The 22809-nt window shown below is 64.8% G+C and carries 20 protein-coding genes; 8 read left to right on the forward strand and 12 right to left on the reverse strand.

The features are described from left to right. Nucleotide 1: 1 nt before the first annotated feature. A complete protein-coding gene (locus FDT80_RS11130; RefSeq protein WP_138662345.1) occupies nt 2-991 on the reverse strand; it encodes an adenosine kinase in 990 nt (329 codons plus the stop codon). After that, a complete protein-coding gene (nth, locus tag FDT80_RS11135) occupies nt 988-1632 on the reverse strand; it encodes an endonuclease III (RefSeq protein ID WP_138662346.1) in 645 nt (214 codons plus the stop codon). Before nth ends, FDT80_RS11130 begins: the two co-directional genes overlap by 4 nt. 154 nt (nt 1633-1786) lie before the next feature. On the opposite strand from nth, the gene FDT80_RS11140 reads away from it, so the two are divergent. The 3 genes from FDT80_RS11140 to FDT80_RS11150 all read left to right on the forward strand — a co-directional run bounded on the left by FDT80_RS11140 (nt 1787) and on the right by FDT80_RS11150 (nt 4149). Beyond that, the gene (locus tag FDT80_RS11140) at nt 1787-2647 is read left to right on the forward strand and encodes a methylated-DNA--[protein]-cysteine S-methyltransferase (protein WP_138662347.1); all 861 of its coding nucleotides are present in this window, start codon (nt 1787-1789) and stop codon (nt 2645-2647) included. Between the two features lie 169 nt (nt 2648-2816). Then, on the forward strand, nt 2817-3482 hold the full coding sequence (locus tag FDT80_RS11145) for a YiaD family glycine zipper/OmpA-like lipoprotein (protein ID WP_138662348.1): 666 nt from the start codon (nt 2817-2819) through the stop codon (nt 3480-3482). A 124-nt stretch (nt 3483-3606) separates the two neighbouring features. Next, nucleotides 3607-4149 (forward strand): NADPH-dependent FMN reductase, encoded by a 543-nt coding sequence (locus FDT80_RS11150; protein ID WP_138662349.1) that lies wholly within the window; start codon nt 3607-3609, stop codon nt 4147-4149. Nucleotides 4150-4156: 7 nt separating this feature from the next. Here FDT80_RS11150 and FDT80_RS11155 read toward each other — a convergent pair whose 3' ends face one another. Continuing rightward, a complete protein-coding gene (locus FDT80_RS11155; RefSeq protein ID WP_246039924.1) occupies nt 4157-5203 on the reverse strand; it encodes an NAD(P)/FAD-dependent oxidoreductase in 1047 nt (348 codons plus the stop codon). Between the two features lie 64 nt (nt 5204-5267). Here FDT80_RS11155 and mnmC2 point away from each other — a divergent pair, with 64 nt between their 5' ends. Next, nucleotides 5268-5939 (forward strand): tRNA (5-methylaminomethyl-2-thiouridine)(34)-methyltransferase MnmC2, encoded by a 672-nt coding sequence (gene mnmC2, locus FDT80_RS11160; RefSeq protein ID WP_138662350.1) that lies wholly within the window; start codon nt 5268-5270, stop codon nt 5937-5939. Continuing rightward, on the forward strand, nt 5936-6823 hold the full coding sequence (locus tag FDT80_RS11165) for a DMT family transporter (RefSeq protein ID WP_138662351.1): 888 nt from the start codon (nt 5936-5938) through the stop codon (nt 6821-6823). The genes mnmC2 and FDT80_RS11165 overlap by 4 nt, the downstream gene beginning before the upstream one ends. On the opposite strand, the gene FDT80_RS11170 is transcribed toward FDT80_RS11165, so the two are convergent. Beyond that, nucleotides 6788-8761: a lytic transglycosylase domain-containing protein gene (locus FDT80_RS11170; protein ID WP_170311847.1), complete on the reverse strand. Its 1974-nt coding sequence runs from the start codon at nt 8759-8761 to the stop codon at nt 6788-6790. The genes FDT80_RS11165 and FDT80_RS11170 overlap by 36 nt on opposite strands. A gap of 130 nt (nt 8762-8891) precedes the next feature. On the opposite strand from FDT80_RS11170, the gene dapA reads away from it, so the two are divergent. After that, on the forward strand, nt 8892-9767 hold the full coding sequence (gene dapA / locus FDT80_RS11175) for a 4-hydroxy-tetrahydrodipicolinate synthase (RefSeq protein WP_138662352.1): 876 nt from the start codon (nt 8892-8894) through the stop codon (nt 9765-9767). Nucleotides 9768-9770: 3 nt separating this feature from the next. Here dapA and FDT80_RS11180 read toward each other — a convergent pair whose 3' ends face one another. From FDT80_RS11180 to FDT80_RS11215, 8 genes are all read right to left on the reverse strand, one after another. Next, nucleotides 9771-10643 carry a dimethyl sulfoxide reductase anchor subunit family protein gene (locus FDT80_RS11180; protein ID WP_138662353.1) on the reverse strand — a complete coding sequence of 291 codons (873 nt, stop codon included), beginning with the start codon at nt 10641-10643 and terminating at the stop codon, nt 9771-9773. Beyond that, nucleotides 10643-11389: a 4Fe-4S dicluster domain-containing protein gene (locus tag FDT80_RS11185; RefSeq protein ID WP_138662354.1), complete on the reverse strand. Its 747-nt coding sequence runs from the start codon at nt 11387-11389 to the stop codon at nt 10643-10645. The genes FDT80_RS11180 and FDT80_RS11185 overlap by 1 nt, the downstream gene beginning before the upstream one ends. An 85-nt stretch (nt 11390-11474) precedes the next feature. After that, nucleotides 11475-14279, reverse strand: coding sequence for a molybdopterin oxidoreductase family protein (locus FDT80_RS11190; RefSeq protein ID WP_138662355.1), 2805 nt, complete (start codon nt 14277-14279; stop codon nt 11475-11477). A 25-nt stretch (nt 14280-14304) separates the two neighbouring features. After that, nucleotides 14305-15399: an acetate/propionate family kinase gene (locus FDT80_RS11195; RefSeq protein ID WP_138662356.1), complete on the reverse strand. Its 1095-nt coding sequence runs from the start codon at nt 15397-15399 to the stop codon at nt 14305-14307. Between the two features lie 3 nt (nt 15400-15402). Further along, nucleotides 15403-17181: a sulfoacetaldehyde acetyltransferase gene (gene xsc / locus FDT80_RS11200; protein WP_138662357.1), complete on the reverse strand. Its 1779-nt coding sequence runs from the start codon at nt 17179-17181 to the stop codon at nt 15403-15405. Nucleotides 17182-17289: 108 nt separating this feature from the next. Continuing rightward, on the reverse strand, nt 17290-18753 hold the full coding sequence (gene pdxR / locus FDT80_RS11205) for a MocR-like pyridoxine biosynthesis transcription factor PdxR (protein ID WP_138662358.1): 1464 nt from the start codon (nt 18751-18753) through the stop codon (nt 17290-17292). A 135-nt stretch (nt 18754-18888) separates the two neighbouring features. Further along, nucleotides 18889-19146, reverse strand: a complete 258-nt coding sequence (locus FDT80_RS11210; protein ID WP_138662359.1) for a glycine zipper 2TM domain-containing protein — start codon at nt 19144-19146, stop codon at nt 18889-18891. A 347-nt stretch (nt 19147-19493) separates the two neighbouring features. Then, nucleotides 19494-20885: an aminotransferase family protein gene (locus tag FDT80_RS11215; protein WP_138662360.1), complete on the reverse strand. Its 1392-nt coding sequence runs from the start codon at nt 20883-20885 to the stop codon at nt 19494-19496. Nucleotides 20886-21283: 398 nt separating this feature from the next. On the opposite strand from FDT80_RS11215, the gene FDT80_RS11220 reads away from it, so the two are divergent. Together FDT80_RS11220 and FDT80_RS11225 are read left to right on the forward strand one after the other, a co-directional pair. Then, nucleotides 21284-22294, forward strand: coding sequence for a taurine ABC transporter substrate-binding protein (locus FDT80_RS11220; RefSeq protein ID WP_138662361.1), 1011 nt, complete (start codon nt 21284-21286; stop codon nt 22292-22294). Nucleotides 22295-22381: 87 nt separating this feature from the next. Continuing rightward, nucleotides 22382-22780, forward strand: a complete 399-nt coding sequence (locus FDT80_RS11225; RefSeq protein ID WP_246039925.1) for a Rid family hydrolase — start codon at nt 22382-22384, stop codon at nt 22778-22780. The last annotated feature ends 29 nt before the right edge of the window (nt 22781-22809 follow it).

Here is a 22809-nt window from a genome sequence, read left to right on the forward strand (position 1 = left end):
ATCACACCAGGCCTTCGGCGCGGAACACGTCGATCATGTCGATCTCCGGGCGGGGGCCGACATGGCCGATGACCTCGGCCGCGCAGAGGTTTCCCATGCGTCCGCAGGTCGCCAGGTCGCGGCCCGTGGCCAGACCGTACAGGAAACCGGCGGCGAATTGGTCGCCCGCGCCGGTGGCGTCCACGGGCACGACCTTGTGCACGGGCACGTCGATGCGGGTGTCGCCTTCGATGATGGTGACGCCGTCGCCCGACCGGGTACAGACCACCAGCGGGCACATCGCGGCGGTGCGCGCCAGCGCATCCTCAAGGTTGTCGGTTTCGAACAGCGACCGGATCTCCGCTTCGTTTCCGATGACGTAATCCAGTTCATCGCCGATCATACGCAGGAAATCGTCGCGGTGCCGATCGACGCAGAACGGATCGGAGATGGCGATGCCCGCCTTGCCGCCCGCCGCGCGCGTCAATCGCGAGGCTTGCAGGAAGGCCTCCTTGCCCTTGTCCTTGTCGAACAGATACCCTTCGAGGAACATGATCCGCGCCTTGCCGGCGACGGTGTCGGGCACGTCTTCGGGCCCGAGATCGGTGGAGATGCCAAGATAGGTGTTCATCGACCGCTCGCCATCGGGCGAGACAAAGATCATCGACCGCGATGTGGGCAGATCGCCGCCCGCGACGGGCGCGTTCACGAAATGTGTGCCGCCGTCGATCATCGACTGCGCGTAAAACCGCCCCAGCGCATCGTCGTGCACCCGCCCGATGAAGGCCGTGGGCAAACCCAGCGCACCGGCGCCCGCGACGGTGTTGGCCACCGATCCGCCGGGCGTCTGCAAGCGGTCGGCCATCGCGGCATACAAGACCTCGCCGCGGTCGCGTTCGATCAGTTGCATGATGCCTTTCTCGATCCCCATGTGATCCAGAAAATGGTCGTCGGCATGGGCGATGACATCGACAACGGCGTTGCCGATGCCCACGATTTCGTACTGGGTCATTCGGTTTTGTCCTCGTAGGGGCAGAGATCGCGGATAATGCAGGTCGGGCACATCGGCTTGCGCGCCTTGCAGTGATAGCGGCCGTGCAGGATCAGCCAGTGGTGGGCATGCAACTGGAAATCGGCAGGCACGTTGTCTTCGATGGCACGCTCCACCGCGTCCACGGTCTTGCCCGGCGCGATACCTGTGCGATTGCCGACGCGAAAGATATGCGTGTCCACGGCCTGCGCGGGCTGGTGCCACCACATGTTCAGCACGACATTGGCGGTCTTGCGGCCCACGCCCGGCAGGCTTTGCAGCGCGGCGCGGGAATTGGGCACGATGCCGTCATACTCCTCGACCAATATCCGGCTCAGCTTGATCACGTTCTTGGCCTTTTGACGGTAAAGGCCGATGGTCTTGATATGCTCGATCAGCCCCTCTTCGCCCAGGTCGAGCATCTTTTGCGGCGTGTCCACGCGCGCGAAAAGCGCCTTGGTGGCCTTGTTCACGCCCGCGTCCGTGGACTGCGCGGACAACGCCACGGCCACGACCAGGGTATAGGCATTCACATGATCCAGCTCGCCCTTTGGTTCGGGATCGGCGGCGTGAAAGCGGGTAAAGATCTCGCGGATCGTGTGATAGTCGAGCTGTTTGGCCATGCGCCTTGGTATAGGCGTTTCAAGCGAGGGGGCAAGAGATGCGCCTGCCGCCGCCGTCGAATTTGTCAGGTCTGGCGGCCGTGACATGCGAATCGCACCGGTTAAGCGCAAGTTTCGGGTCGATTTGCCGATGTCCGGGGGGTATTTTGGCCCCATGACACAGCTTGCCCCACATCCCGATACCTCCGACAGCAGCTATCACTACAACGTGGTGCGCCGCGCCATCGACCGGATCGACGCTGCCGATGCGCCGCTGTCGCTCGAGGCGCTGGCCGCCGAGATCGGGATGAGCCCGGCGCATTTTCAGCGGCTGTTCTCGGCCTGGGTCGGGGTATCGCCCAAGCGGTATCAGCAATATCTGACGCTGGGCCATGCCAAGACCCTGCTGCGTGATCGCTTTACCACGCTCGAGGCGTCGCATTCGCTCGGGCTGTCTGGCGGTGGCCGCTTGCACGACCTGTTCGTGAGGTGGGAGGCGATGAGCCCCGGCGCATTCGCCCGCGCGGGCGAGGGGTTGGTGATCCGCTGGGGGTGGTTCGACAGCCCCTTCGGTCCAGGCCTCGTGATGGGCACCGAAAAGGGGATCTGCGGTATCGGCTTTGCTGCGGAAATGGGCGAGCAGGCGGCCTTTGCCGATCTGGCAGGGCGCTGGCCGCGCGCCCGCTTCGTCGAAGATCCCGCGATGCTGCATGACTGGGCGATGGCCGCCTTCGGCCTGAACGCGCAGCGCGAAACGCCACTGTTCCTGATCGGTGCGCCGTTCCAGATCAAGGTCTGGGAGGCCTTGCTGACGATCCCTACGGGACAGGTCACCACCTATTCCGAAATCGCGCAGGCCGTGGGCAACCCGCGCGCGGTGCGTGCGGTCGGCACGGCGGTGGGGCGCAATCCGATCAGTTGGCTCATTCCCTGTCACAGGGCTCTGCGCAAATCGGGCGGTCTTGGGGGCTACCACTGGGGCCTGCCGGTGAAACGTGCGATGCTGGCGTTCGAGGCGGCGCGCGCCGACGTGTGATCGCCGGTCCGTCGCGGCACCGCATCCCGCCCGCATTTGGCCACCATGCGCGGGAAGCTGCCGATGCGCGGCGGATGCGGCTTTTCGCCCCCTGTCGCCGCACCTATATGTACGTCCGAGACCAATTGCCCTGCCCGAACGGGGCTGCAACGCATGAAGGCAATCTTATATGTTTACTGTTAAATCTCCTCTCGTCATCGCGCTGTCGGGTGCGGTGGCACTTGGTGCCTGCACACAGCCGGGCGCCATCGGGCAGAACTCCAACAACCCCAAGACCCAGCAGGGCGCCCTGATCGGCGCGGGCGCCGGTGCGCTTGTGGGCGCGTTGTCCAAGGGCGACGGCAACCGTGGTGACGGCGCACTTGTCGGCGCGGTGATCGGCAGCGCGATCGGCGCCGGCATCGGCTACTCGCTCGACAAGCAAGAGGCCGACCTGCGCCGCCAGGTGGGCAACAGCAACGTGCAGATCACCAACACCGGCGACCGTCTGATCGTGACCCTGCCGCAGGATATCCTGTTCGCCACCGACAGCTTTGCGGTGCGCCCCGACCTGCAGAGCGATCTGAACGCCGTGGCGGGCAACCTGCGCCAGTATCCCAATTCGACCATCCAGATCATCGGGCACACCGATAGCGATGGCGATGCCGCCTATAACCAGCAGTTGTCTGAGCGTCGCGCCAATGCGGTGGCGCAGGTGTTGCTGAACGCGGGCGTGGGTGCCGCGCGTGTCCAGGCCTTCGGCCGCGGCGAAAGCCAGCCCGTCGCAAGCAACCTGACGCCCGCTGGCAAGGCGCAGAACCGCCGGGTCGAGATCGTGATTCTGCCCAACGCCTAAGGCGCGGCGATCACAGCGGAAAATATGCCAAAGGGGCCTCGGATCCTGTCCGGGGCCCTTGCTTTTTGTGCCATGCGCCGCAGGTTCTAGGCCAACACGCTTGAACTGATATGGAAGACGGACAATGGCATCTTATTCGATTTTGGGCCTTTCGGGCTCGCTCCGCCGCGAGGCGACCAACCGCAAGCTTCTGCGCGAGGCCGCGCGGCTGTTCGGTGATTGCCGCTTTACCGAGGGCGACCTGAAAATGCCGGTCTATGACGGCGACGACGAGCAGGCCGACGGCGTGCCCAAGCCGGCGCAGGTGTTGGCCGAACAGATCAAAGCCGCCGACGCGATCCTGATTTCGACGCCGGAGTACAACAAGGGCCCGTCCGGGGTACTGAAAAACGCGCTCGACTGGGTCAGTCGGACAGAGGGCAACCCGTGGGAGGGCAAGCCGGTGGCGGTGATGTCCGCAGCGGCAGGCCGGGCGGGCGGCGAGCGCGCGCAGATGATCCTGCGGTCATTCATGGTGCCGTTCCAGCCCCGCATCCTTCAGGGTCCGGAAATGCATCTGGCGAACTCGTCGAACCAGTTCGATGAATCGGGCCAACTCAAGGGCGACATGTACATCGACACGCTGACGCAGTTGATGGCGAACCTGCGGACCGAGATCGAACGCTAGAGCGCGGCTATAGCGAGGCCTCGACCTCGAAACCCTCGGGGATCGTGTCACGATCCTCGAGCAGCAGATCGGCCATCACCTGCGCGACCTTCGGCGCCATGCCGAAGCCGATCTTGAACCCGCCGTTCGCGATGTAATGCCCCGGTCTCGCCGGCCATGCGCCCAGCATGGGTGCGCGGCTTCGGGCGCGGGGCCGCACACCGGCCCAGCGGGCGATGACGGGGGCGTCGCGCAGCACCGGAACAGCAGCGCGCGCACGGGCCAGAACCTCGTCGAGTTTCGCATCGGTCGTTGCCGGTGCGTCATAGTCCCGCTCGGAGGTCGAGCCGATGGCGACAGTGCCGTCGGCGTGCGGGATCACGTGCAGACCGTCCACGAAAAGCTGTGGCGCGTCCGGCGGCGCGGCGAAATCCAACACTGCCGCCTGGCCCTTGACGCCTGCGCCGACGATGCGGCTGCGCCCCTCGCCGAGCGCCCGGAGGCCCTGCACGCCGGTCGCCCATATCGTCGGCCCACGATCGGCGCCCTCCGCCACTACCTCGACGCCCCTGCTGCGCAGCGCAAGGACCAGCGCGTCGCACGCGCGGCGCGGGTGGATTCGCGCGCTCAGGGTGTCGTGAACGATCATCCCGCTGGCGCTGGGCAGGGACCACGCATCGCCCGTCGCCGGGATCACCCTCCAGTCGGCGCGCCCCTGCCACAGGTCCTGCGCCGTGACCGCGCGGCGGCGGGCCAGGGCCAGCGCGGCATCGTCGGCAATCGCCTGTATCCTGCCGCTGCGGGCATACCCCGCGTCGCCGCCGCCAGCCGCCTCGACCTCGGCCCAGAATTCCGATGCCATCAACAGGCTGTCCAGTTGAAACGCCTTTTTCGGGTTCCAGTTTTCCGGCACATGCGGGGCCAGTGCACCCACGATGCCGCCGCTGCTGCCCGCGCCCGCGCCATGCGGGTCTATCAGCCGCACTCGCGCGCCCCGACGGACACAGGCCCACGCGATCGACAGGCCAAAGATACCCGCCCCGCGCACCGTGATATCCGCCCCCATTTCGCGCATTGCCAAAGCCTGCCCCCTGCCGCACTGTCCGTTTGATTTCAGCGCGACCTTACAGGGGCAGCCCGTGCAGAACCAGACGGCAGACGTGACTTGGAACGCGCAGGATGTGCCTGTGTCCACCCGCTTCGACGACCCCTATTTCAGCCTTGATGACGGTGCCGCGGAAACGCACCACGTGTTTCTGGACGGCAACGACCTGCCGGCGCGATTTGCGCCTGGGTTCCACATTGCCGAGCTGGGCTTTGGCACCGGCCTGAACCTTCTGGTGGCCTGGAACGCGTGGGTGCGGGCCGGGCAGGCGGAGCCGCTGCGCTTCACCAGTTTCGAGCTTTATCCCCTGTCGTGCGATGACATGGCGCGCGCGCTGGCGCGGCATCCGCAGTTCGACGGCAGGCGCGATGCCTTGCTGGCGGCATGGTCGCCCGAACAGCGTCACGTGTCGCTGCCCGGGCTGGAGGCCGAGATCGTGCATGGGGATGCCCGCGAGACACTGCCCGATTGGCCCGGTCGCGCCGATGCGTGGTTTCTGGATGGGTTCTCGCCGGCCAAGAACCCGGAGCTTTGGTCGCCCGATCTGATGCGGGCCGTGGCCCAGCGGACCGCGCAGGGCGGCACGGTGGCGACCTATTCCGCCGCCGGTTTCGTACGGCGTGGCCTGAGCGACGCCGGCTTTGACGTGCGCCGTGTGCAGGGCTATGGCCGAAAACGCCACATGACGCGTGGAACTTTGAGATGACCCATGCCACCATCGTGAGCCAGTCCAACAACGTGCGGCTTGGCATCGGCCTGATGATCCTGACGACGCTTGTCTTTGCTTTGCAAGACGGCATTTCGCGGCATCTGGCGGGCGAATACAACGTCTACATGGTCGTGATGATCCGCTATTGGTTCTTTGCGGCCTTCGTGATCGCCATCGCGCGGCGCAAGGCGGGGGGCATCCGGGCCGCCGCGCGCACGCGACAGCCCGCGCTTCAGATCCTGCGCGGCCTTCTGCTGGTGACCGAGATCTGCGTCATGGTCGTGGGCTTCACCGTCCTGGGCCTTGTCGAGAGCCACGCGGTCTTTACTTGCTATCCGCTGCTGGTGGCCGCCTTGTCGGGTCCGATCCTGGGCGAGCGTGTCGGCTGGCGGCGCTGGGCGGCGATCGGGGTGGGGTTCATCGGCGTGCTTATCATCCTGCAACCGGGAATGGCTGTGTTCGACCCGGCGGCGATCATTCCGCTGATCGCGGCGGTGATGTTTGCGGTCTACGGTCTGCTGACGCGCTATGCCGCGCGGCGCGACAGTACCGCCACCAGCTTTTTCTGGACGGGCACGACAGGGGCGATTGCCGTAACATGCGTTGGCGTATGGTTTTGGGAGCCGATGATCGCGCGGGACTGGGCGTGGATGGCAACGCTTTGCGTTACCGGCGCGCTGGGGCACTGGCTGCTCATCCGGTGCTACGAGGTCGCGGAGGCCAGCGCGGTGCAGCCCTTTGCATATCTGCAGCTTGTCTTTGCATCCCTTCTGGGCATTGCCGTCTTTGGCGAAGTCGTTCGGGTGAACGTGGCCACGGGGGCCGCTCTTATCGTGGCGGCGGGGCTATTCACCCTGTGGCGCGAACGACAAAAGGGTTGAGCCGATCAATTCCTGGCTGAAGGGGATGGGCAAGGGTTCGTGCCCCAAACGCGCGCGATAGATGGGCAGGCTTTCGGTGACGCGCATCACGTAGTTCTGCGTCTCGCGGAAGGGGATGTGTTCGATCCAGTCGACGACGTCGATGTCGCCCCTGCGCGGATCGCCGTAGGTTTTCATCCACGACAGCGGACGTCCCGGCCCCGCGTTGTAGCCGGCGGACATCATCACCACGTTGCCATCAAAGCGCCGTGCCAGACCGGCCAGATACGCCGCGCCCAATTCGGCGTTGTAGTCGGGCTCGGCGATCAGCCGGTCGGTGGTATGCGCGGCAAGAACGCCAAGTTCGCCCGCCACGTCACGCCCGGTGCCGGGCATGATCTGCATCAGGCCGCGCGCGCCAACGCCGCTCTGCACGCCCGGGTCGAATTCGCTTTCGCGGCGCGCGACGGACAGCACCATTTCGGGCGCCATCGGCAACGGCTGCCGGATGACCGGGTGGATCGGGTAATAGGCGGCGGGAATGACGATGCCGCGATAGGCGACACGCTTGCCGATCATCACAGCGAGGTGCATCTGGCCTGCGTCCAGCGCCACCTGTCCCAGCAGGGCCGCATCATTGGCATTCAGCCCTTCGGCCAGGTGGGTCCAGAACCGCTCCGCAAGGCTGGTCTCGCCGGAGGCCTGCAGCAGCAGTCCGGCTTCGAAAACGCTGCTTGCGGCGAAATCCGCGTCGCGCCAATCGCCGATGGCGTCGTCGCCGACGAGTTCGGCGTCAAACGACAGATCGGCGCGTTCCGCGGCCAGCAGACCATAAAACGAGGTCTGGAACTGCGCCGCGCGGGCATAGGCTTGATCGGCACCCGCCGCATCGCCCAATGCCTCGAGCGCACGCCCCTGCCAATAGCCTGCGCGCCCTTTCGAGATCGGGGATTCAACCGCGGAATCGTGATTGTCGAAATGCCTTAGGGCGGTTTTCGGGTCCTCAAGCTGCCGCAGTGCGATGTAGCCGGCCAGCCATTCCAGATCGGCATAATCCGATCCGCTCATCAGGTGGTGCGAGGACGCCAGCGCATAGGCGCGGGTCGCATTGCCCTTGCGCATCTCGTCGCGCGCCAGCGACCGGCGGCGGTTTGACCACTTGGCCGGAAGCCCCAGCGCCTCGGCACTGGTGGACTGCGCCAGCATCAGCGTCAAAGCGTCCTCGGCGCGGCCCTTGCGCGCGCGCCAGACGAACCGGTCGTACTGCAGTCCCGGTGATCCCGCGTGGCTGGCGGGAACGGCTGCAATCGCGGCATCGACGCCATCGGCCTGACGCTGCAGCGCGATGCGCGCCTCGGCCAGCGCCTTGTCGGCGCTGGGCACCAGGGGCAACATCCGCCGGGCGTTCTCGATTTCGCCCTCCCACAGCATCGCATCGAGCCGGGCGGCGTGATGCGGTTTCAAGAGCCCGGTATGGCGGTTGACGAAACTGCCATGATTGGCGGCATTCATCGGCATCGTCCGCCAGGCGATCACCAGGTTGGCGTCCGCCTCCCCTGTTCGGCCCGCGCGGATCAGGGCCTCTGCCTGCGCCAGGACACCGCGCGGGGTCTGCGGTACGGCGCTGCCGAAAAACCCAAGCACGGCGGCATCGCCCGCCTGAGCCACCGCATCTTCGGACTGGCGGCGCAGGTAATCCTCGCCGGGCCAGTCGGGCCGGCGGGCCAGAAACGCCGCCACATCGTCAAAGCTGCCGCGACCGGCGCGCAGGCGATGCCATTCAATCACATCGGCGGCGACCTCGCCGTCGCGGGCGGCCAGTTTCGCGGCCACCTCCCAATTTCCGGCGCGCAGGGCGTCCATCGCCCACCCCAGGGGGCGCGGACGCTCCGACAGGGCCGGCGTCGCGGCCAGCAAAACAAGTGCCAGAACGGTTGCGATGCGTGTGATCACTTGCATTTCCCTTGAATTGAAGGCTAGAGCCTCTGTCACATATCGCGTTTCCGGGGCAGATCAAAATCACAACCCCGCCAGACGCGCGGTGGTTCACGGCCGACGCAGGCCAGTCAGACTATAAAGGAGCGTGCCCATGTTCAAAGGCTCAATGCCAGCCCTCGTCACGCCGTTCGCGAACGGCGCCCTGGATCTGGAGACGCTCAAGAAACTGGTCGAATGGCACATCGGCGAGGGCACCAACGGGTTTGTCCCGGTCGGCACCACCGGCGAATCCCCCACGCTGAGCCACGGCGAGCATGAAACCGTGATTCGAGAGGTCGTCGAGGCCGTGGGCGGGCGCGTTCCGGTCATCGCGGGCGCGGGATCCAACAACACGACCGAGGCGATGCGGCTGGTGCAATTTGCGCAAAAGGTCGGCGCGGATGCGGCGCTGGTGGTCACGCCCTATTACAACAAGCCGACGCAGGCCGGGCTGATCGCGCATTTCACCGCGCTGCACGACTGTGCCGAGATTCCGATCATCATCTACAACATACCCGGCCGGTCGGTGATCGACATGACACCGGCGACGATGGGCAAGCTGGCCGAACTGCCGCGCATCGTCGGCGTCAAGGACGCGACGGGCGATCTGGCGCGTGTCTGTGACACGCGGCTGACGTGCGGCCCCGATTTCATCCAGCTGTCCGGCGAGGATGCGACCGCGCACGGGTTCAATGCGCAAGGCGGCGTGGGCTGCATTTCGGTGACGGCGAACGTTGCGCCCAAGCTGCTGAGCCAGATGCAGGCGGCGACGGCGCGTGGCGACTATTCCAAGGCGCTGGAAATCCAGGACCTGTTGATGCCGCTGCACAAGGCCATCTTTACCGAACCGGGTCTGGTGGGTGCGAAATACGCGATGTCGCGGCTTGGTCTGTGCCGGGCCGAAGTGCGCCTGCCGCTGACGGAACTGACGGATGGCACCAAGTCGCTGATCGACGACGGCCTGCGGCACGCCGGATTGATGGGCTAGGCGCTATCTCTTGCCATAGTAGAGGCCGACGACATGCTCGGCCTCTGCAAAGAAAAGCCAGCGCGCCGTCAGCACGCCGCCGACATGGCTGAGGACCGCCAAACCGGCCAGCCAGTGCGAGAACGGGACCAGAAGGCACGCGATGGGCACGATCGCCATCAGCCCTATCGCTATAATGCGCAGCTTTGTCCTGTGCCGGCGGCCGACCACATGGACGAATTCCCGCAACAGGTAATTGGTGCCGGTATGGGGCGGCTCGAAGGCGCGGACGCTGCCGATGCTGCCCAACCCCGTGGCTGTCGCCATCGTGGTTCCCGACCGGGTAAACGCGCTGTCGCCGATGATCCATGCGGCGAGCTGGACCGCCCCGGCGACACTCAGGAGCCAGATCGCCCAGGTGACCTGACCCGCGAGAAGCGCACCGCCAGCAAGCGCGCAGGCCAGAAACAGTGCCGGGGTCGCGGGCGAGTGCCATCGCGGAACGGTCTTGAGCTGGGCATAGATCATCGAGGTGGTCGCGACGGTCGATAGGGACAACGCCGCGCCGATCCAGCCCAACGCCGCAATCCGCGTGTCCCAAAATACCAGCGCCGCCGCGTAGAGCGACATTGTCAGCAGCGCCGCGACCGCGCACCATGCCTCGCGGCTCAGCCAGCTTGAACGCCATTGGGTGAAGGCCTTGAGCGCGCGTTCCGGGCGACCGAGGTGAAAGGTCGAAGCCATCAGCCCCCCGACCGCGCAGAGATAGGCAATCATGAAAAAGGCGAAAGCCGACCAACCGGAAACCGCCGGATAGCCGAGACCAAGAAAAACCAGAAGGCCGAACCCGAGGCCCGAGAAGGTGGTGAAGACGATGACCGAAGGCGCCGGATGCATCAACGCTTCTCCAGGGTTTTGTCGAGCCAGGCAAAGAAGCCCTTGGGGTCTTCCGCGACGGGGGCAAGAAAAGGCGCCAGCACGTCGGTTTCGTGCAACCTGTCCTTGGGCCGGGGCGGAAGGTACTTGTTGACCGGTCTGGTGCCCTGCTCCGGCATCAGGTCCATCCCGCCGCGCCGGTCCACGAGTTGGCTGACCGCGCTGTCCGGGTCGCCCAGATCCCCGAAATGCCGCGCTCCGGCGGGGCAGGTGCGGACGCAGGCGGGTTCGCGGTCTTCGGGCGCGAGATTTTCGTTGTAGATACGGTCGACGCACAGCGTGCATTTCTTCATCACGCCCTCGGCGGCATCGAGTTCGCGCGCGCCGTAAGGACAGGCCCAGGCGCAAAGCCCGCAGCCGATGCAGTCGCTTTCGTTCACCAGGACGATGCCATCCTCGACCCGTTTGTAGCTGGCGCCCGTGGGGCAGACCGTGACGCAGGGCGCGTCTTCGCAATGCAGGCAGGACTTGGGGAAATGGGCAAGCTGTGCGGCGCCGTGGTCGGGTTGCATTTCGTAGCTGTGCACGCGGTTGAGGAAGGTGCCGGAGGGGGCCGCGCCATAAGGATCCTGATCCGAGAGCGGCGCGCCGTAGTTTTCGGTGTTCCAGCCCTTGCAGGAGATCACGCAGGCATGGCAGCCCACGCATGTATCGAGGTCGATGACCAACCCGAGCTTTTTGTCGGTGTGGGCGGGGAGTTGCGTCATTGATCGGGCATCCGGTTGGTTGGATGGGGAGGAACCGGGGCGCTGCCCCGGACCCCGCGGTATTTTTGTCCATTTGGAAGCAGGGTCATGGTCCGACCTTCCAGCGGAGCGTTTTCGGGCCGGTGCCCACGGGCGATTTGATCGGGTCGAACGCAGGCAGAGATTCTTGCGGCGGTGTGGTCTTGGCGATGCTGACCTTGAGGTCGAACCAAGCCGCCTGACCGGTGATCGGATCGGAGTTCGACCAGCGCAGCCCGTCGCCCTTGGGTGGCAGCAATTCGTGGATAAGGTGGTTGAGCAGGAAGCCGCGCGTCGCTTCGGGCGCGTCCGGTTCGAGCGCCCAGGCGCCCTTGCGCTTGCCGATGGCGTTCCATGTCCAGACGGTGTTTTCGTTGAGCGCGGTCATTTCCAGCACCGGAACGGTGATCTCGCCGTGAGGCGAGGTGACACGCGCCCAATCGCCATCTTTCAGGTCGTTCTCGCGCATCAGCCTGGTGGGCAGATAGAGGGGGTTGTGACCGTGCAACTGGCGCAGCCAGGCGTTTTGACTGCCCCAGGAATGATACATCGCCATCGGCCGCTGGGTGAGCGCGTGCACCGGGAAGCCGTCGTTCCCGGTCTGGTCGGTTTCGTGCCAGATTGGCAGGGGCGACATCGTGGCCTTGATCCGGTCGCGCAGGTGGTCGGGTGGCTGGCGGTCGCCGTGCCCTTCGGCGGCGCGCTGAAACCGGCGCATCGGTTCGACGTAGATTTGAAACAGGTAGGGTTGGGGTTTGTCGCAAAGGCCGATGCCGACCGCCCAATCCTGATAGGCCGTGTTCCAGGGTTTGTAGTAGGCGGCGGCGTCGGGGACATGGGTGACGAAAAAACCGCCGTTGGCAATGTAGCGGTTCAACTGGTCGGGGTTGGGATCACCGCGACCGGCCTGCGTGCCATCGCCGCGAAAGCCCGCCAGCGGGCCGATACCGGGGCGGCGCTGGTGATTGACGATATAGTCGGCATAGTCGGCATAAGTCGCGCTGCCGTCTTCATTGGCAAAGCCCGGCAGGCCCAGCCGCGCGCCAAGATCGCACAGCACGCTTTGAAATCCGCGAACGTCTCGGTCCGGTTCGATCACCGGCCAGCGGATCGCATCGGCGGCGGCGTCGGCCTCGCAGATCGGGCGGTCCAGCAATGAAATGCAATCGTGACGTTCGAGGTAGGTGGTGTCGGGCAGGACCAGGTCGGCATAGGCGACCATTTCCGAACTATACGCATCCGAATAGATGATCCGCGGAATGACATATTCGCCATCGTCGCCCCTGTCGGTCAGCATGTCGATGACCCCGCGCGTGTTCATCGATGAATTCCACGACATATTGGCCATGTACATGAACAGCGTGTCGATCTTGTAGGGGTCGCCCGCATGCGCATTCGAGATGACCATATGCATCAGACCGTGCGCCGACATGGGGTTGTCCCATGTGAAGGCCTTGTCGATGCGCGCCGGAGTTCCATCGTCCTTGAGAGCAAGATCCTCGGGCCCCTGCACGAAGCCCAGGTGCGGACCGTCGAGCGGCGCCCCCGGCGTGACCTTGCAATGCGGTTTGGGGTGCGCGGTGGCGGGTTTGGGATAGGGCGGCTTGAAGCGGAAGCCGCCGGGCACTTCGACCGTTCCCAGCAGGATTTGCAGCACATGCAGCGCGCGGCAAGTCTGAAACCCGTTGGCATGGGCCGAAATCCCGCGCATGGCGTGAAATGACACTGGCCTGCCGGTCATCGTCTTGTGCGTCTCGCCGCGGAAATCGGTCCATTCGCGATCCAACTCGAAGGCTTCGTCGAAGGCGACGCGGGCGAGTTCGGACGCTATCGCACGGATCCTGGATGCTGCGATGCCGCAACGCTCCGCCACCGCTTCTGGGGCGTATTGCGGGTCAAGATAGAGGTCCGCCATCTGGTGAAAGACAGGGCGGTGCGTGATGCCGCCGGCGCGATGCGTCGCGGCAAGATCCGGACGGACGCCGGGGTGGTCAAAGGGGGTCAGCTTGCCTGTGGCGCGGTCGATCACAAGCTCTTTGCCCGCGTCATCGCGCAGAAAAAGACCGAACTCCGGCGATTTGGGGTCGCCGTTCACCAGCACAGGCGCATTGGTATAGCGCGCGAGGTAGTCGAGATCGATCCGGCCCGCCTTCATCAGCACATGGATCATCGACAGGATGAACAGCCCGTCGGTGCCGGGCGTGATGCCGACCCAATCGTCGGCCACGGCGTTATATCCGGTGCGGATCGGATTGACGCCGATCACCCGCGCGCCACGGGCCTTGATCTTGCCTATTCCCATCTTGATCGGGTTGCTGTCGTGATCTTCGGCCACGCCGAACAGCATGAAAAGCTTGGTATGGTCCCAATCGGGTTGTCCGAATTCCCAGAACGCGCCGCCCATCGTGTAGATGCCCGCCGCAGCCATGTTGACCGAACAAAACCCGCCGTGTGCCGCGTAGTTCGGCGTACCGAAGTTTTGCGCCCAGTAGCTCGTGAACGACTGCGACTGATCGCGACCGGTGAAAAAAGCCAGTTTTTCGGGGTTTTTTGCGCGAATGGGGGCCAGCCAGCCGGTCGCGATCTGCAAGGCTTCATCCCAGCTTATTTCCTCGAATTCGCCGGACCCGCGCGGCCCGACGCGCTTCAACGGGGCGCGCAGACGCGAGGGTGCGTTGACTTGCATTATTCCGGCCGATCCCTTGGCACAGAGTACGCCCTTGTTGACCGGATGATCCCGGTTGCCTTCGATATAGACGACCTTGCCCGCCTTCATGTGCACATTGATCCCGCAGCGGCAGGCGCACATGTAGCAGGTCGTGCGGCGGACCTCGTCAGACACTTTTGGGCTCAGGTCGATCACTGGCTGCATGTCTGGTCCGTTCTGCTGGAAACTGTCACGCGGCGGGCTCCATCACTTGCCACGCGTCGGCGGCGATCTGGCGTTCTTCCTCGGCGTGGATCACCTGCACAGGCTTCTCTCCGGCAAAGGCGAGCGACGCAACGATACGCTGGCGTACGGTCTTGTCGTTCTCGCCAATGCCGCCAGTGAAGGCAATGGCGTCGAAGCCGCCCATCGCGACGAGCATGGACCCGGCATGCCGCGCCGCCCAATAGCAGAAATGGTCAATGGCAAAGCGGGCCCTCGGGTCGTCCGACTGGCCAAGCCGGCGCATGTCTGAACTGATGCCCGACAGGCCAAGCAATCCGGCGCGTCGGTTGAGCAGGTCGTGCGTCGCCTCAAGTCCCATGTCATCCACCAATCGCAGAACGGCGTTCGGGTCGATGTTGCCCGACCTTGTGCCCATTGTCAGCCCTTCCAACGGCGAATAACCCATTGTCGTGGCGACCGAACGACCGTCGCGGATCGCGCAGATCGAACATCCGTTGCCAAGGTGCAGCGCCAAAAGCCGCCGGGGCAAGGGGGTTCCGGTGGCCCTGGTCCAGTTGGCGACCATCGCGGCATAGCTGATCCCGTGAAAGCCATAACGCTTTATCGCCGCGGTTTGCGGCAGATCGGGCAGGGCATAGCGGCGCGCGACCTCGGGGATGGTGGCGTGAAAGGCGGTGTCGAAGCTTGCGGTTTGCGGCAGGTCGGGCGCGGCAAGCGCGATGTGATCGATCACCGCAAGCGCCGGCGGGTTGTGCAGCGGCGCGAGCGCGGCACAGTCGGCAATGGCCGCGCGGGCCTGCGGCGTGATCGCGGCGGGCGCGGTCAGGGCGTCACCCCCATGCACGACCCGGTGCGCCACCACGCCCAGACCGGACAGCGGCAGCCCGGCCTGCGCCAGGCCGGCCATCAGGTGATCCAGCGCGGCGGCATGATCCGGCAGACCAAGCTGTCGCACATGATCCCCGATGCGCAGCGCTCCCGCCTGTCCGATGCCCGACGCCTCGGCGGTCAGCCCCTGTACCAGATGCTGGTCGAACACCGCCGCCTTGATCGACGAGGACCCTGCGTTGAACACCAGACAGGGGCCCGCGTCAGGCATCGATCAGACGGCCTGCGGTCGCATGTCATCCTTGCTGATCCCCGCGACGGGCACGGGTTTCTTCATCGCGTCGCGGCGGAAGGGTTCGCCCAGTTCCTGGTTGATCATCGCTTCGATCAGGGTGGTCTTGCCGTGGTTCATCTGGTCGTCGATGGCCTTGGACAGGGCGGCGGTCAGGTCCTCCATCGTGCGGGCGACGACACCCTTCAATCCGCAGGCCGTGGCGATCCCGGCATAGGACACGTCCTCGTCCAGTTCGGTGCCCACGAAATTGTCGTCGAACCACAGGGTCGAGTTGCGCTTTTCCGCGCCCCACTGGTAGTTGCGGAACACCACCTGCGTGATCGCCGGCCATTCGCCGCGCCCGATGGCGGTCAGTTCATTGACCGCGATCCCGAACGCGCCATCGCCCGCAAACCCGACCACCGGAACATCCGGGCAGCCGATCTTGGCCCCGACGATCGCGGGCAGACCATAACCGCAAGGGCCGAACAGACCGGGCGCAAGGTATTTGCGCCCCGCCTCAAACGCCGGATAGGCGTTGCCGATGGCGCAGTTGTTGCCGATGTCGGAACTGATGATCGCGTCGGTCGGCAGGGCGCTCTGGATGGCGCGCCATGCCATGCGGGGGCTCATCCAGTCGGGCTTGTCCTGCCGCGCGCGTTCGTTCCAGGTGGTGCCGGGATCGTCATCTTCGTGGTCCATCGACGACAGTTGCTGCGCCCAAGCCGATTTCGTCTGTGCGATGCGGGCCTTGCGTTCGGCGCGCCCGGCGTCACCGGCGTGATCGGCAAGCTGCGACAGGATGCCCCGTGCGACCTTGGCCGCGTCGCCGACAATGCCCACCGACACCTTTTTCGTCAGGCCGATCCGGTCGGGGTTGATATCGACCTGGATGATCCTGGCGCTCGCGGGCCAATAGTCCATGCCGTAGCCCGGCAGGGTCGAAAACGGATTGAGCCGGGTGCCAAGGCACAACACCACGTCGGCGTCGCGGATCAGCTCCATCCCCGCCTTGGACCCGTTATATCCCAACGGCCCCGCAAACAGCGGGTGTGATCCGGGAAAGGCATCATTGTGCTGATAGCCCACGCAGACCGGCGCATCGAGCCGTTCGGCCAGCGCCATCGACGCGGCGATCCCGCCTTTGGACAGAACCACTCCGGCGCCATTCAGGATCACCGGGTTTTTCGCCTCCGAGATCAGTCCGGCGGCGGCGGCAACCGAATTTTCACCGCCCGGCGACACCTCGAACTCGACCGGATCCGGGATTTCGATATCGACAACCTGGGTCCAGAAATCGCGCGGGATATTGATCTGCGCCGGGCCCGACAGGCGCTTGGCCTTGGACATGACGCGCGTCAGCACCTCGGCCACGCGCGACGGGTCGCGCACTTCTTCCTGATAAGCGACCATGTCCTCGAACAGCTTCATCTGCTCGACTTCCTGAAACCCGCCCTGGCCGATGGTCTTGTTCGCGGCCTGCGGCGTCACGAGCAGCAGCGGCGTATGGTTCCAGTAGGCGGTCTTGACCGCCGTGACGAAGTTGGTGATGCCGGGGCCGTTCTGGGCGATCATCATCGACATCTTGCCGGTCGCGCGGGTGTAGCCGTCAGACATCATGCCCGCCGACCCTTCGTGCGCGCAGTCCCAAAACTGGATCCCGGCCTGCGGGAACAGGTCTGAAATCGGCATCATGGCCGACCCGATGATGCCAAAGGCGTGTTCGATGCCGTGCCGCTGCAAGGTTTTCACAAAGGCTTCTTCGGTGGTCATTTTCATCAGGGGGAATCCTTGGAGAAAGATTTGCGGACGAATCCGGGTGAGGTGACGCTAAGGCCAAATGGACCGGTGCGTTAGGGCCAGTTGCGCCAGCCGGATGCGGCCAGATCACACAGCGGATCGCACCGCCTCGGCGATCAGCGCAACACCTTCGGCGATGCGTGCCGACGGAATGGATGAATAGGCAATCCGGTAGTAGTTCTTCGGGCGGTCCTCGCCGTCGAAAAAGGCGCGACCGGGTTCGATCAGAACGCTTTTCGCCCGCAGTCGTTCCGCCAATCGGTCGGTGTCCACGTGATCCGGCGCGCGCATCCAGAACGACGATCCGCCATAGGCGCCTTGCCCGGCGATCCGCAGGCCCGTGTCCGCAATGGCCTGCTCCATCACGCGGCGCCTGTCGTGAAACGCGCGCCCCATCCGGCGAATCTGCGCGTCGTAATGCCCGAGGCTCAGGAAATAGGCGGCGGTGCGCTGGATATGGCCGGGCGGGTGGCGCAACACGCTGGCGCGCAATGCGCGGGCTTCGCGGATGAAGGGCTCGGACCCCACCAGATAGCCAAGCCGCAGGCCCGGAAACAGCGATTTGGAAAAGCTGCCGACATAGATCACGCGCCCATCCGCATCGAGCGATTTCAGCGCCGGCGAGGGGGGCTTGAGAAAGGACATTTCGAATTCGTAGTCGTCTTCGACGATCAGCGCATCCATCGCGCGGGCGCGGTCCAGCAGCGCGTGACGCCGCGCCATCGTCATGGTCGCGGTGGTGGGGCACTGGTGGCTGGGGGTGGTGAAAATCACATCCGTTCCGGGCGGTATCGCCGTGGGCGGCAGACCATCGCGGTCCACGCGGACCGGGGTCACGTGGCACCGCGACTGTCGCAATATGTCGCGCAAGGCATGATAGCTTGGATCCTCGAGAACGGCGCTGCGCCGCTGGGTCAACAAGACCTGCGCCGTCAGCCAAAGCGCGTTCTGCGCGCCCAGCGTGATCAGGATCTGTTCGGGTCGCGCGTTGATCCCGCGGCGCGGCAAGGTGTGGCGGGCGATGAATTCAACAAGCTGTGGATCGTCCTGGTCATAATAATCCGTGGTCAGGGATGTGAAATCCCGCTGGCCAAGCGCCTGCAGCGCGCTGAGCCGCCAGTTCGCGTGGTCGAACAGGGTCGGATCCGCCTGGCCATAGATGAAGGGAAACCGGTAGCGGGCCCAGTCGGGCGGTTTGCGCGGCGTGTCGCCGCCCGAGAACCGCTGTCCGATGGCGCGGGTCCAATCCACCCCGTCCGGGCCGCGGGGGCCGGGGTCAAAGGCGGGCGGCACCGGCGCGTTTTCGGAAACGAAGTATCCTGACCGGCCCCGCGACGTCAGATAGTCGTTGGCCAGCAATTCCGTGTAGGCGATTGTCACAGTGATCCGGCTGACGCCCAGATGAATCGCCAGTTTTCGGGTCGAGGGCAGCTTTTCACCGCGCTGGAATCGGCCCGACAGGATGCCTTGGGCGACCATCTGCTGGATCTGCGCCTGCAGCGTGCCCTGCGCGTCGGAGTGCAGAAAAAAGGTTTCAACGGGCAGGGCCATGCCGCAGCATAGCCTGGACCTAATCGCTGGGCAATCTGGTCCTATCGGTATGGTGCGCGGGGTCCGGTTGCACCATTGAAAACGCCGCCGGGCCCAAGAGGCGCGGCGGCGTGATCGGATTTGGTAGTGTCGTGGTTACGGGCAGGATGCCGTGTAACGCGAGCCATCGGGGCGCTGGTAGACGCAAGCACCGGCCTGCGTGCGACCGATGTAGTTACCGGCAGCGGCACCCGCCGCTCCGCCGATCAGTGCGCCGACGACCTTGTCGTCATCGCCAGACACGGCTGCGCCGACGGCCGCGCCGGCTGCGGCGCCTGTCAGCGTCGATTGGGTGGGCGTATCACAGGCGGCGAGCAAGGCCATCATCGGCAGAGCAATAAGAAACTTCTTCATGACTTCCTCCAAGTTGAGTAGTGATAGAACTGTTGAGACCGCATATTGGTTCCCCGGGTCAATGCAGATGCGAAAGCTTTATCCGGCACGTCCGGTCGCACACTGCGCCAGATCAACATTTTTCTGCTTCGGCTTTGGTCCGCCGGCCTTTGAGTTCATTGTTGTGACGCAACGACGCAAAAGCGCAGTGCGGCACGATGCGGTGCCCTGATGGCACCGCTGCGCGCGCTGGCGTGCAACCGGCCTTTCAGGTCCGTGGCATGACCGTCGATGGCTGTGCGCCCCGCGACCGCGCCAGACCGGGACACCGCCGCGCACCGGAAAAAGGCGTGCAGCGGCCAGGGTGATCAGCCGAATTCGCGGCTGAGCGCGCCATCCACCGCCGCGACGATCTGGTCGATGTCATCGCGGGTGGCGATCAACGCCGGCGAAAAGCACAGCGTGTTGTTCTTGCCCGGCAGCGACCGGTTCGTGGCACCGATGATGACGCCCTGCGCCATGCAGTCACCGACGACCCGCTGCACGCGCGCCTCCGGCACGGGCGCGCGGCTGTCGTGATCCGCGACCAGTTCGGCGCCCAGGAACAGGCCCTTGCCGCGAACCTGCCCGATCACACTGTGACGGTCCGCCAGCGCGGCCAACTGGTCAAGCATGTACGCGCCCATGCGGGTCGTGTTGTACAGCAGGTTCTCGTCCTCGATGATCGCCATGTTCTCGAGCCCGGCAGTCGGCCCCGCCGTGCAGCCGCCAAAGGTCGAGATGTCGCGGAAATAGTTCATCGGATCGGTGTGGTCGTCCTTGAAAAGGTTGAACACCTCTTCGGTCGTCACAAGGCAGGCGATGGCGGCGTAACCGGACGCCACACCCTTGGCCATCGTCACCATGTCAGGTTGGATGCCGTAGTGCTGGTAGCCGAACCATTCGCCGGTGCGGCCCACGCCGCAAACGACCTCGTCGATGTGCAGCAGGATGTCGTACTTGCGACAGATCTCCTGCACACGGGGCCAATAGCCGTCGGGCGGGACAATGACGCCGCCGCCTGCCGTCACCGGCTCTAGGCACAAGCCACCCACCGTATCGGGCCCTTCGGCAAGGATGACTTTCTCGATCTGATCGGCGGCCCAGACACCATAGTTTTCGACCGGCGCGCCATCTTGTTCAAAACTGCGGTATTCAAGGCAATGCGGCACCCGGACAAACCCCGGCGTGAAGGGGCCGTATTGCGCGTTGCGTTCATCCTGGCCGCCTGCCGACAGGCAGCCGATGGTGGTGCCGTGATAGTCGCGGTCGCGGTACAGGATCTTGTGCTTCTTGCCGCCGTAGCGCTTGTGCGCGATCTGGCGCACCATCTTGAAGCCCTTCTCGTTCGCCTCGGACCCCGAATTGCAGTAATAGACGCGCGACAGTCCGGGCATCTTTTCGATCAGTTTTTCGGCGAACATGGAGCCGGGGATCGATCCGGCGGAACCTGCGAAATAGTTCAGCTTGATCAACTGATCGCGCACGGCATTGGCAATCCGCTCGCGCCCATAGCCGACATTGACCGTCCAGACGCCGCCCGACACCGCATCGAGGTGTTCCTTGCCCTTCTGGTCCCACACGCGCATTCCGCGGCCCTCGACGATGATCCGCGGATCGGTCGTCTCGTAGGGTTTGTGCTGGCTCAGGTGATGCCAGATATGGGCGCGATCCGCTTCGACGACGCCGGAAATATCATTTTCGCTGAATGTGCCGTCCATAATGTGGCCTTTCGATCTGCAGTGAGGCGCGCAGCGCAGTGAAACCCGCGCGCAGGTGGCGCTTTGTCCTCCTGACACCACAGGTTTTTCCGGTTGGCAAGTAGGGCCAGTTTGCCCCCATTGGTGATTCCAGACAAGGGGGTGCGGGCGTGGCGCGGTGGGCGGTCCGGAGGCGTTGAATTGAAAACAAAGGGCTTTTTCGACATTTCAAAAGATCAAGATCTGGTTTTCGGATTCTGGACACACGCCGCTGCCGCAGAAAAAACATTGATTGGCGCGGCGATATCGGCTCCGATCATACGGGTGCGGGGCGGGCGCGTCCGGTGCAACGAGGCGGAAGACCGCCCGTATCAAGAATAAGCCGCCTGGGCGCGGCACCACCACGGGAGACCTTACACATGACAATCAAGACCAATCTGATGGGCGCAGTTGCCGGCGCGGCGATGCTGGCCGGCGCGCAGGGCGCCTTCGCGGCGGGACACGGCGGCGAAATCACGGTGGCCTATTTCCTCGAATGGCCGATGCCGTTCCAATATGCCAAGGAAATGGGCACATACGAAGAGGAAATGGGCGTCAAGATCAACTGGGTCAGCTTTGACACCGGCACCGCGATGAGCGCCGCGATGGCATCCGGTGACGTGCAGATCAGCGTCAGCCAGGGCGTGCCGCCTTTCGTGGTCGCGGCATCGGCGGGGCAGGACATCCAGGTCGTGGATGTGGCCGTGTCCTATTCCGACAACGACAATTGCGTGGTCAATTCCGCGCTCGAAATCACCAAGGATTCGGCCGCTGAACTTGCGGGCAAGAAGGTCGCCGTCCCGCTCGGCACGGCGGCGCACTATGGCTTTCTCAAGCAGATGGACCATTTCGGCGTCGACGTGGCCAGCCTGAACGTCGTTGACATGGCCCCCGCCGAAGGGGCCGCGGCCTTGGCCCAGGGGTCGATCGACATGGCCTGCGGCTGGGGCGGCGCGCTGCGTCGGATGAAGGAAAGCGGCAACGTGCTGCTGACCGGCGCGGAAAAGGAAGAGCTGGGTATCCTGGTGTTCGACGTCACATCGGCGCCCGCGAATTTCGTGGCCGAGGAAAGCGAACTGCTGGCGAAGTTCCTGAAGGTGACGGCGGATGCCAACGCGATGTGGAACTCGGGCGAGAACACGGCCGAAATGCTGCCGGTGATCGCCAAGGATGCCGGCATGGACGAGGCGGCGGCGCAGGAGACGCTGGCGGGCTTCGTGTTCCCGGATGTCGAAACGCAGCTTGGCCCGAAATGGCTTGGCGGTGGCAGCCAGGAATTCATGCAGGGCGTGGCCAACGTGTTTGTCGAAGCGGGCAGCATCGATGCCGCGCTCGACAGCTATGACGGCACGGTCAACACCGGACCGTTGCAAGCCGCGATGGGCATGTAGGCCCGTACCTTCACGACTTGGGGGCGCACCGTGGTCGCGGTGCGCCCCGGCATCCGAAACGAGTGTCGGCAGCGAAGGGCGCGCGGTATGACGTCATATCCAAGCGAACTGATATCGAACGGCAACCCGATGGACGCTGTCGTCGGGGGCAGCCGCGCGGTGCGGGCCGGCGCTCGTACCGGCATCGGTGGCACTGCTCCGGCGGGGCCGGATTGCGGGACCGGCGATGTTGCCGCCCAGCCGCGGCAATGCCTTGAGAGCATCAAATCCGCGCTGGAGCAGGCCGGATCGGGCTTGCAGGACGGCGCGCGCCCGCAGGTGATACGGACCGACATCGACGACTGGAAAGCCACCATCGACGGCCGCAACGACTATTCCCGCGATGTTCGCCGGGTCGCTACGATCCTGGCGGTCAGCCGTTTCGAGAACCCCGGCCGGCTGGTCGAATACCAAGCAGACGCGATAATTTCCGACTGGCAGGGCTGATTGCCGCCCGCGCCCCACAACGACACTGG

The organism is Sulfitobacter sabulilitoris (assembly GCF_005887615.1).
Lineage (GTDB): Bacteria > Pseudomonadota > Alphaproteobacteria > Rhodobacterales > Rhodobacteraceae > Sulfitobacter_E > Sulfitobacter_E sabulilitoris.

Bases quoted from the DNA above. Each gene is read 5' to 3' on its own strand.
- FDT80_RS11130 (WP_138662345.1), bottom strand. From the start codon at position 991: ATGACCCAGTACGAAATCGTGGGCATCGGCAACGCCGTTGTCGATGTC.
- nth (WP_138662346.1), bottom strand. From the start codon at position 1,632: ATGGCCAAACAGCTCGACTATCACACGATCCGCGAGATCTTTACCCGC.
- FDT80_RS11140 (WP_138662347.1), top strand. From the start codon at position 1,787: ATGACACAGCTTGCCCCACATCCCGATACCTCCGACAGCAGCTATCAC.
- FDT80_RS11145 (WP_138662348.1), top strand. From the start codon at position 2,817: ATGTTTACTGTTAAATCTCCTCTCGTCATCGCGCTGTCGGGTGCGGTG.
- FDT80_RS11150 (WP_138662349.1), top strand. From the start codon at position 3,607: ATGGCATCTTATTCGATTTTGGGCCTTTCGGGCTCGCTCCGCCGCGAG.
- FDT80_RS11155 (WP_246039924.1), bottom strand. From the start codon at position 5,203: ATGCGCGAAATGGGGGCGGATATCACGGTGCGCGGGGCGGGTATCTTT.
- FDT80_RS11165 (WP_138662351.1), top strand. From the start codon at position 5,936: ATGACCCATGCCACCATCGTGAGCCAGTCCAACAACGTGCGGCTTGGC.
- FDT80_RS11170 (WP_170311847.1), bottom strand. From the start codon at position 8,761: ATGCAAGTGATCACACGCATCGCAACCGTTCTGGCACTTGTTTTGCTG.
- dapA (WP_138662352.1), top strand. From the start codon at position 8,892: ATGTTCAAAGGCTCAATGCCAGCCCTCGTCACGCCGTTCGCGAACGGC.
- FDT80_RS11180 (WP_138662353.1), bottom strand. From the start codon at position 10,643: ATGCATCCGGCGCCTTCGGTCATCGTCTTCACCACCTTCTCGGGCCTC.
- FDT80_RS11185 (WP_138662354.1), bottom strand. From the start codon at position 11,389: ATGACGCAACTCCCCGCCCACACCGACAAAAAGCTCGGGTTGGTCATC.
- FDT80_RS11190 (WP_138662355.1), bottom strand. From the start codon at position 14,279: ATGCAGCCAGTGATCGACCTGAGCCCAAAAGTGTCTGACGAGGTCCGC.
- FDT80_RS11195 (WP_138662356.1), bottom strand. From the start codon at position 15,399: ATGCCTGACGCGGGCCCCTGTCTGGTGTTCAACGCAGGGTCCTCGTCG.
- xsc (WP_138662357.1), bottom strand. From the start codon at position 17,181: ATGAAAATGACCACCGAAGAAGCCTTTGTGAAAACCTTGCAGCGGCAC.
- pdxR (WP_138662358.1), bottom strand. From the start codon at position 18,753: ATGGCCCTGCCCGTTGAAACCTTTTTTCTGCACTCCGACGCGCAGGGC.
- FDT80_RS11210 (WP_138662359.1), bottom strand. From the start codon at position 19,146: ATGAAGAAGTTTCTTATTGCTCTGCCGATGATGGCCTTGCTCGCCGCC.
- FDT80_RS11215 (WP_138662360.1), bottom strand. From the start codon at position 20,885: ATGGACGGCACATTCAGCGAAAATGATATTTCCGGCGTCGTCGAAGCG.
- FDT80_RS11220 (WP_138662361.1), top strand. From the start codon at position 21,284: ATGACAATCAAGACCAATCTGATGGGCGCAGTTGCCGGCGCGGCGATG.
- FDT80_RS11225 (WP_246039925.1), top strand. From the start codon at position 22,382: ATGACGTCATATCCAAGCGAACTGATATCGAACGGCAACCCGATGGAC.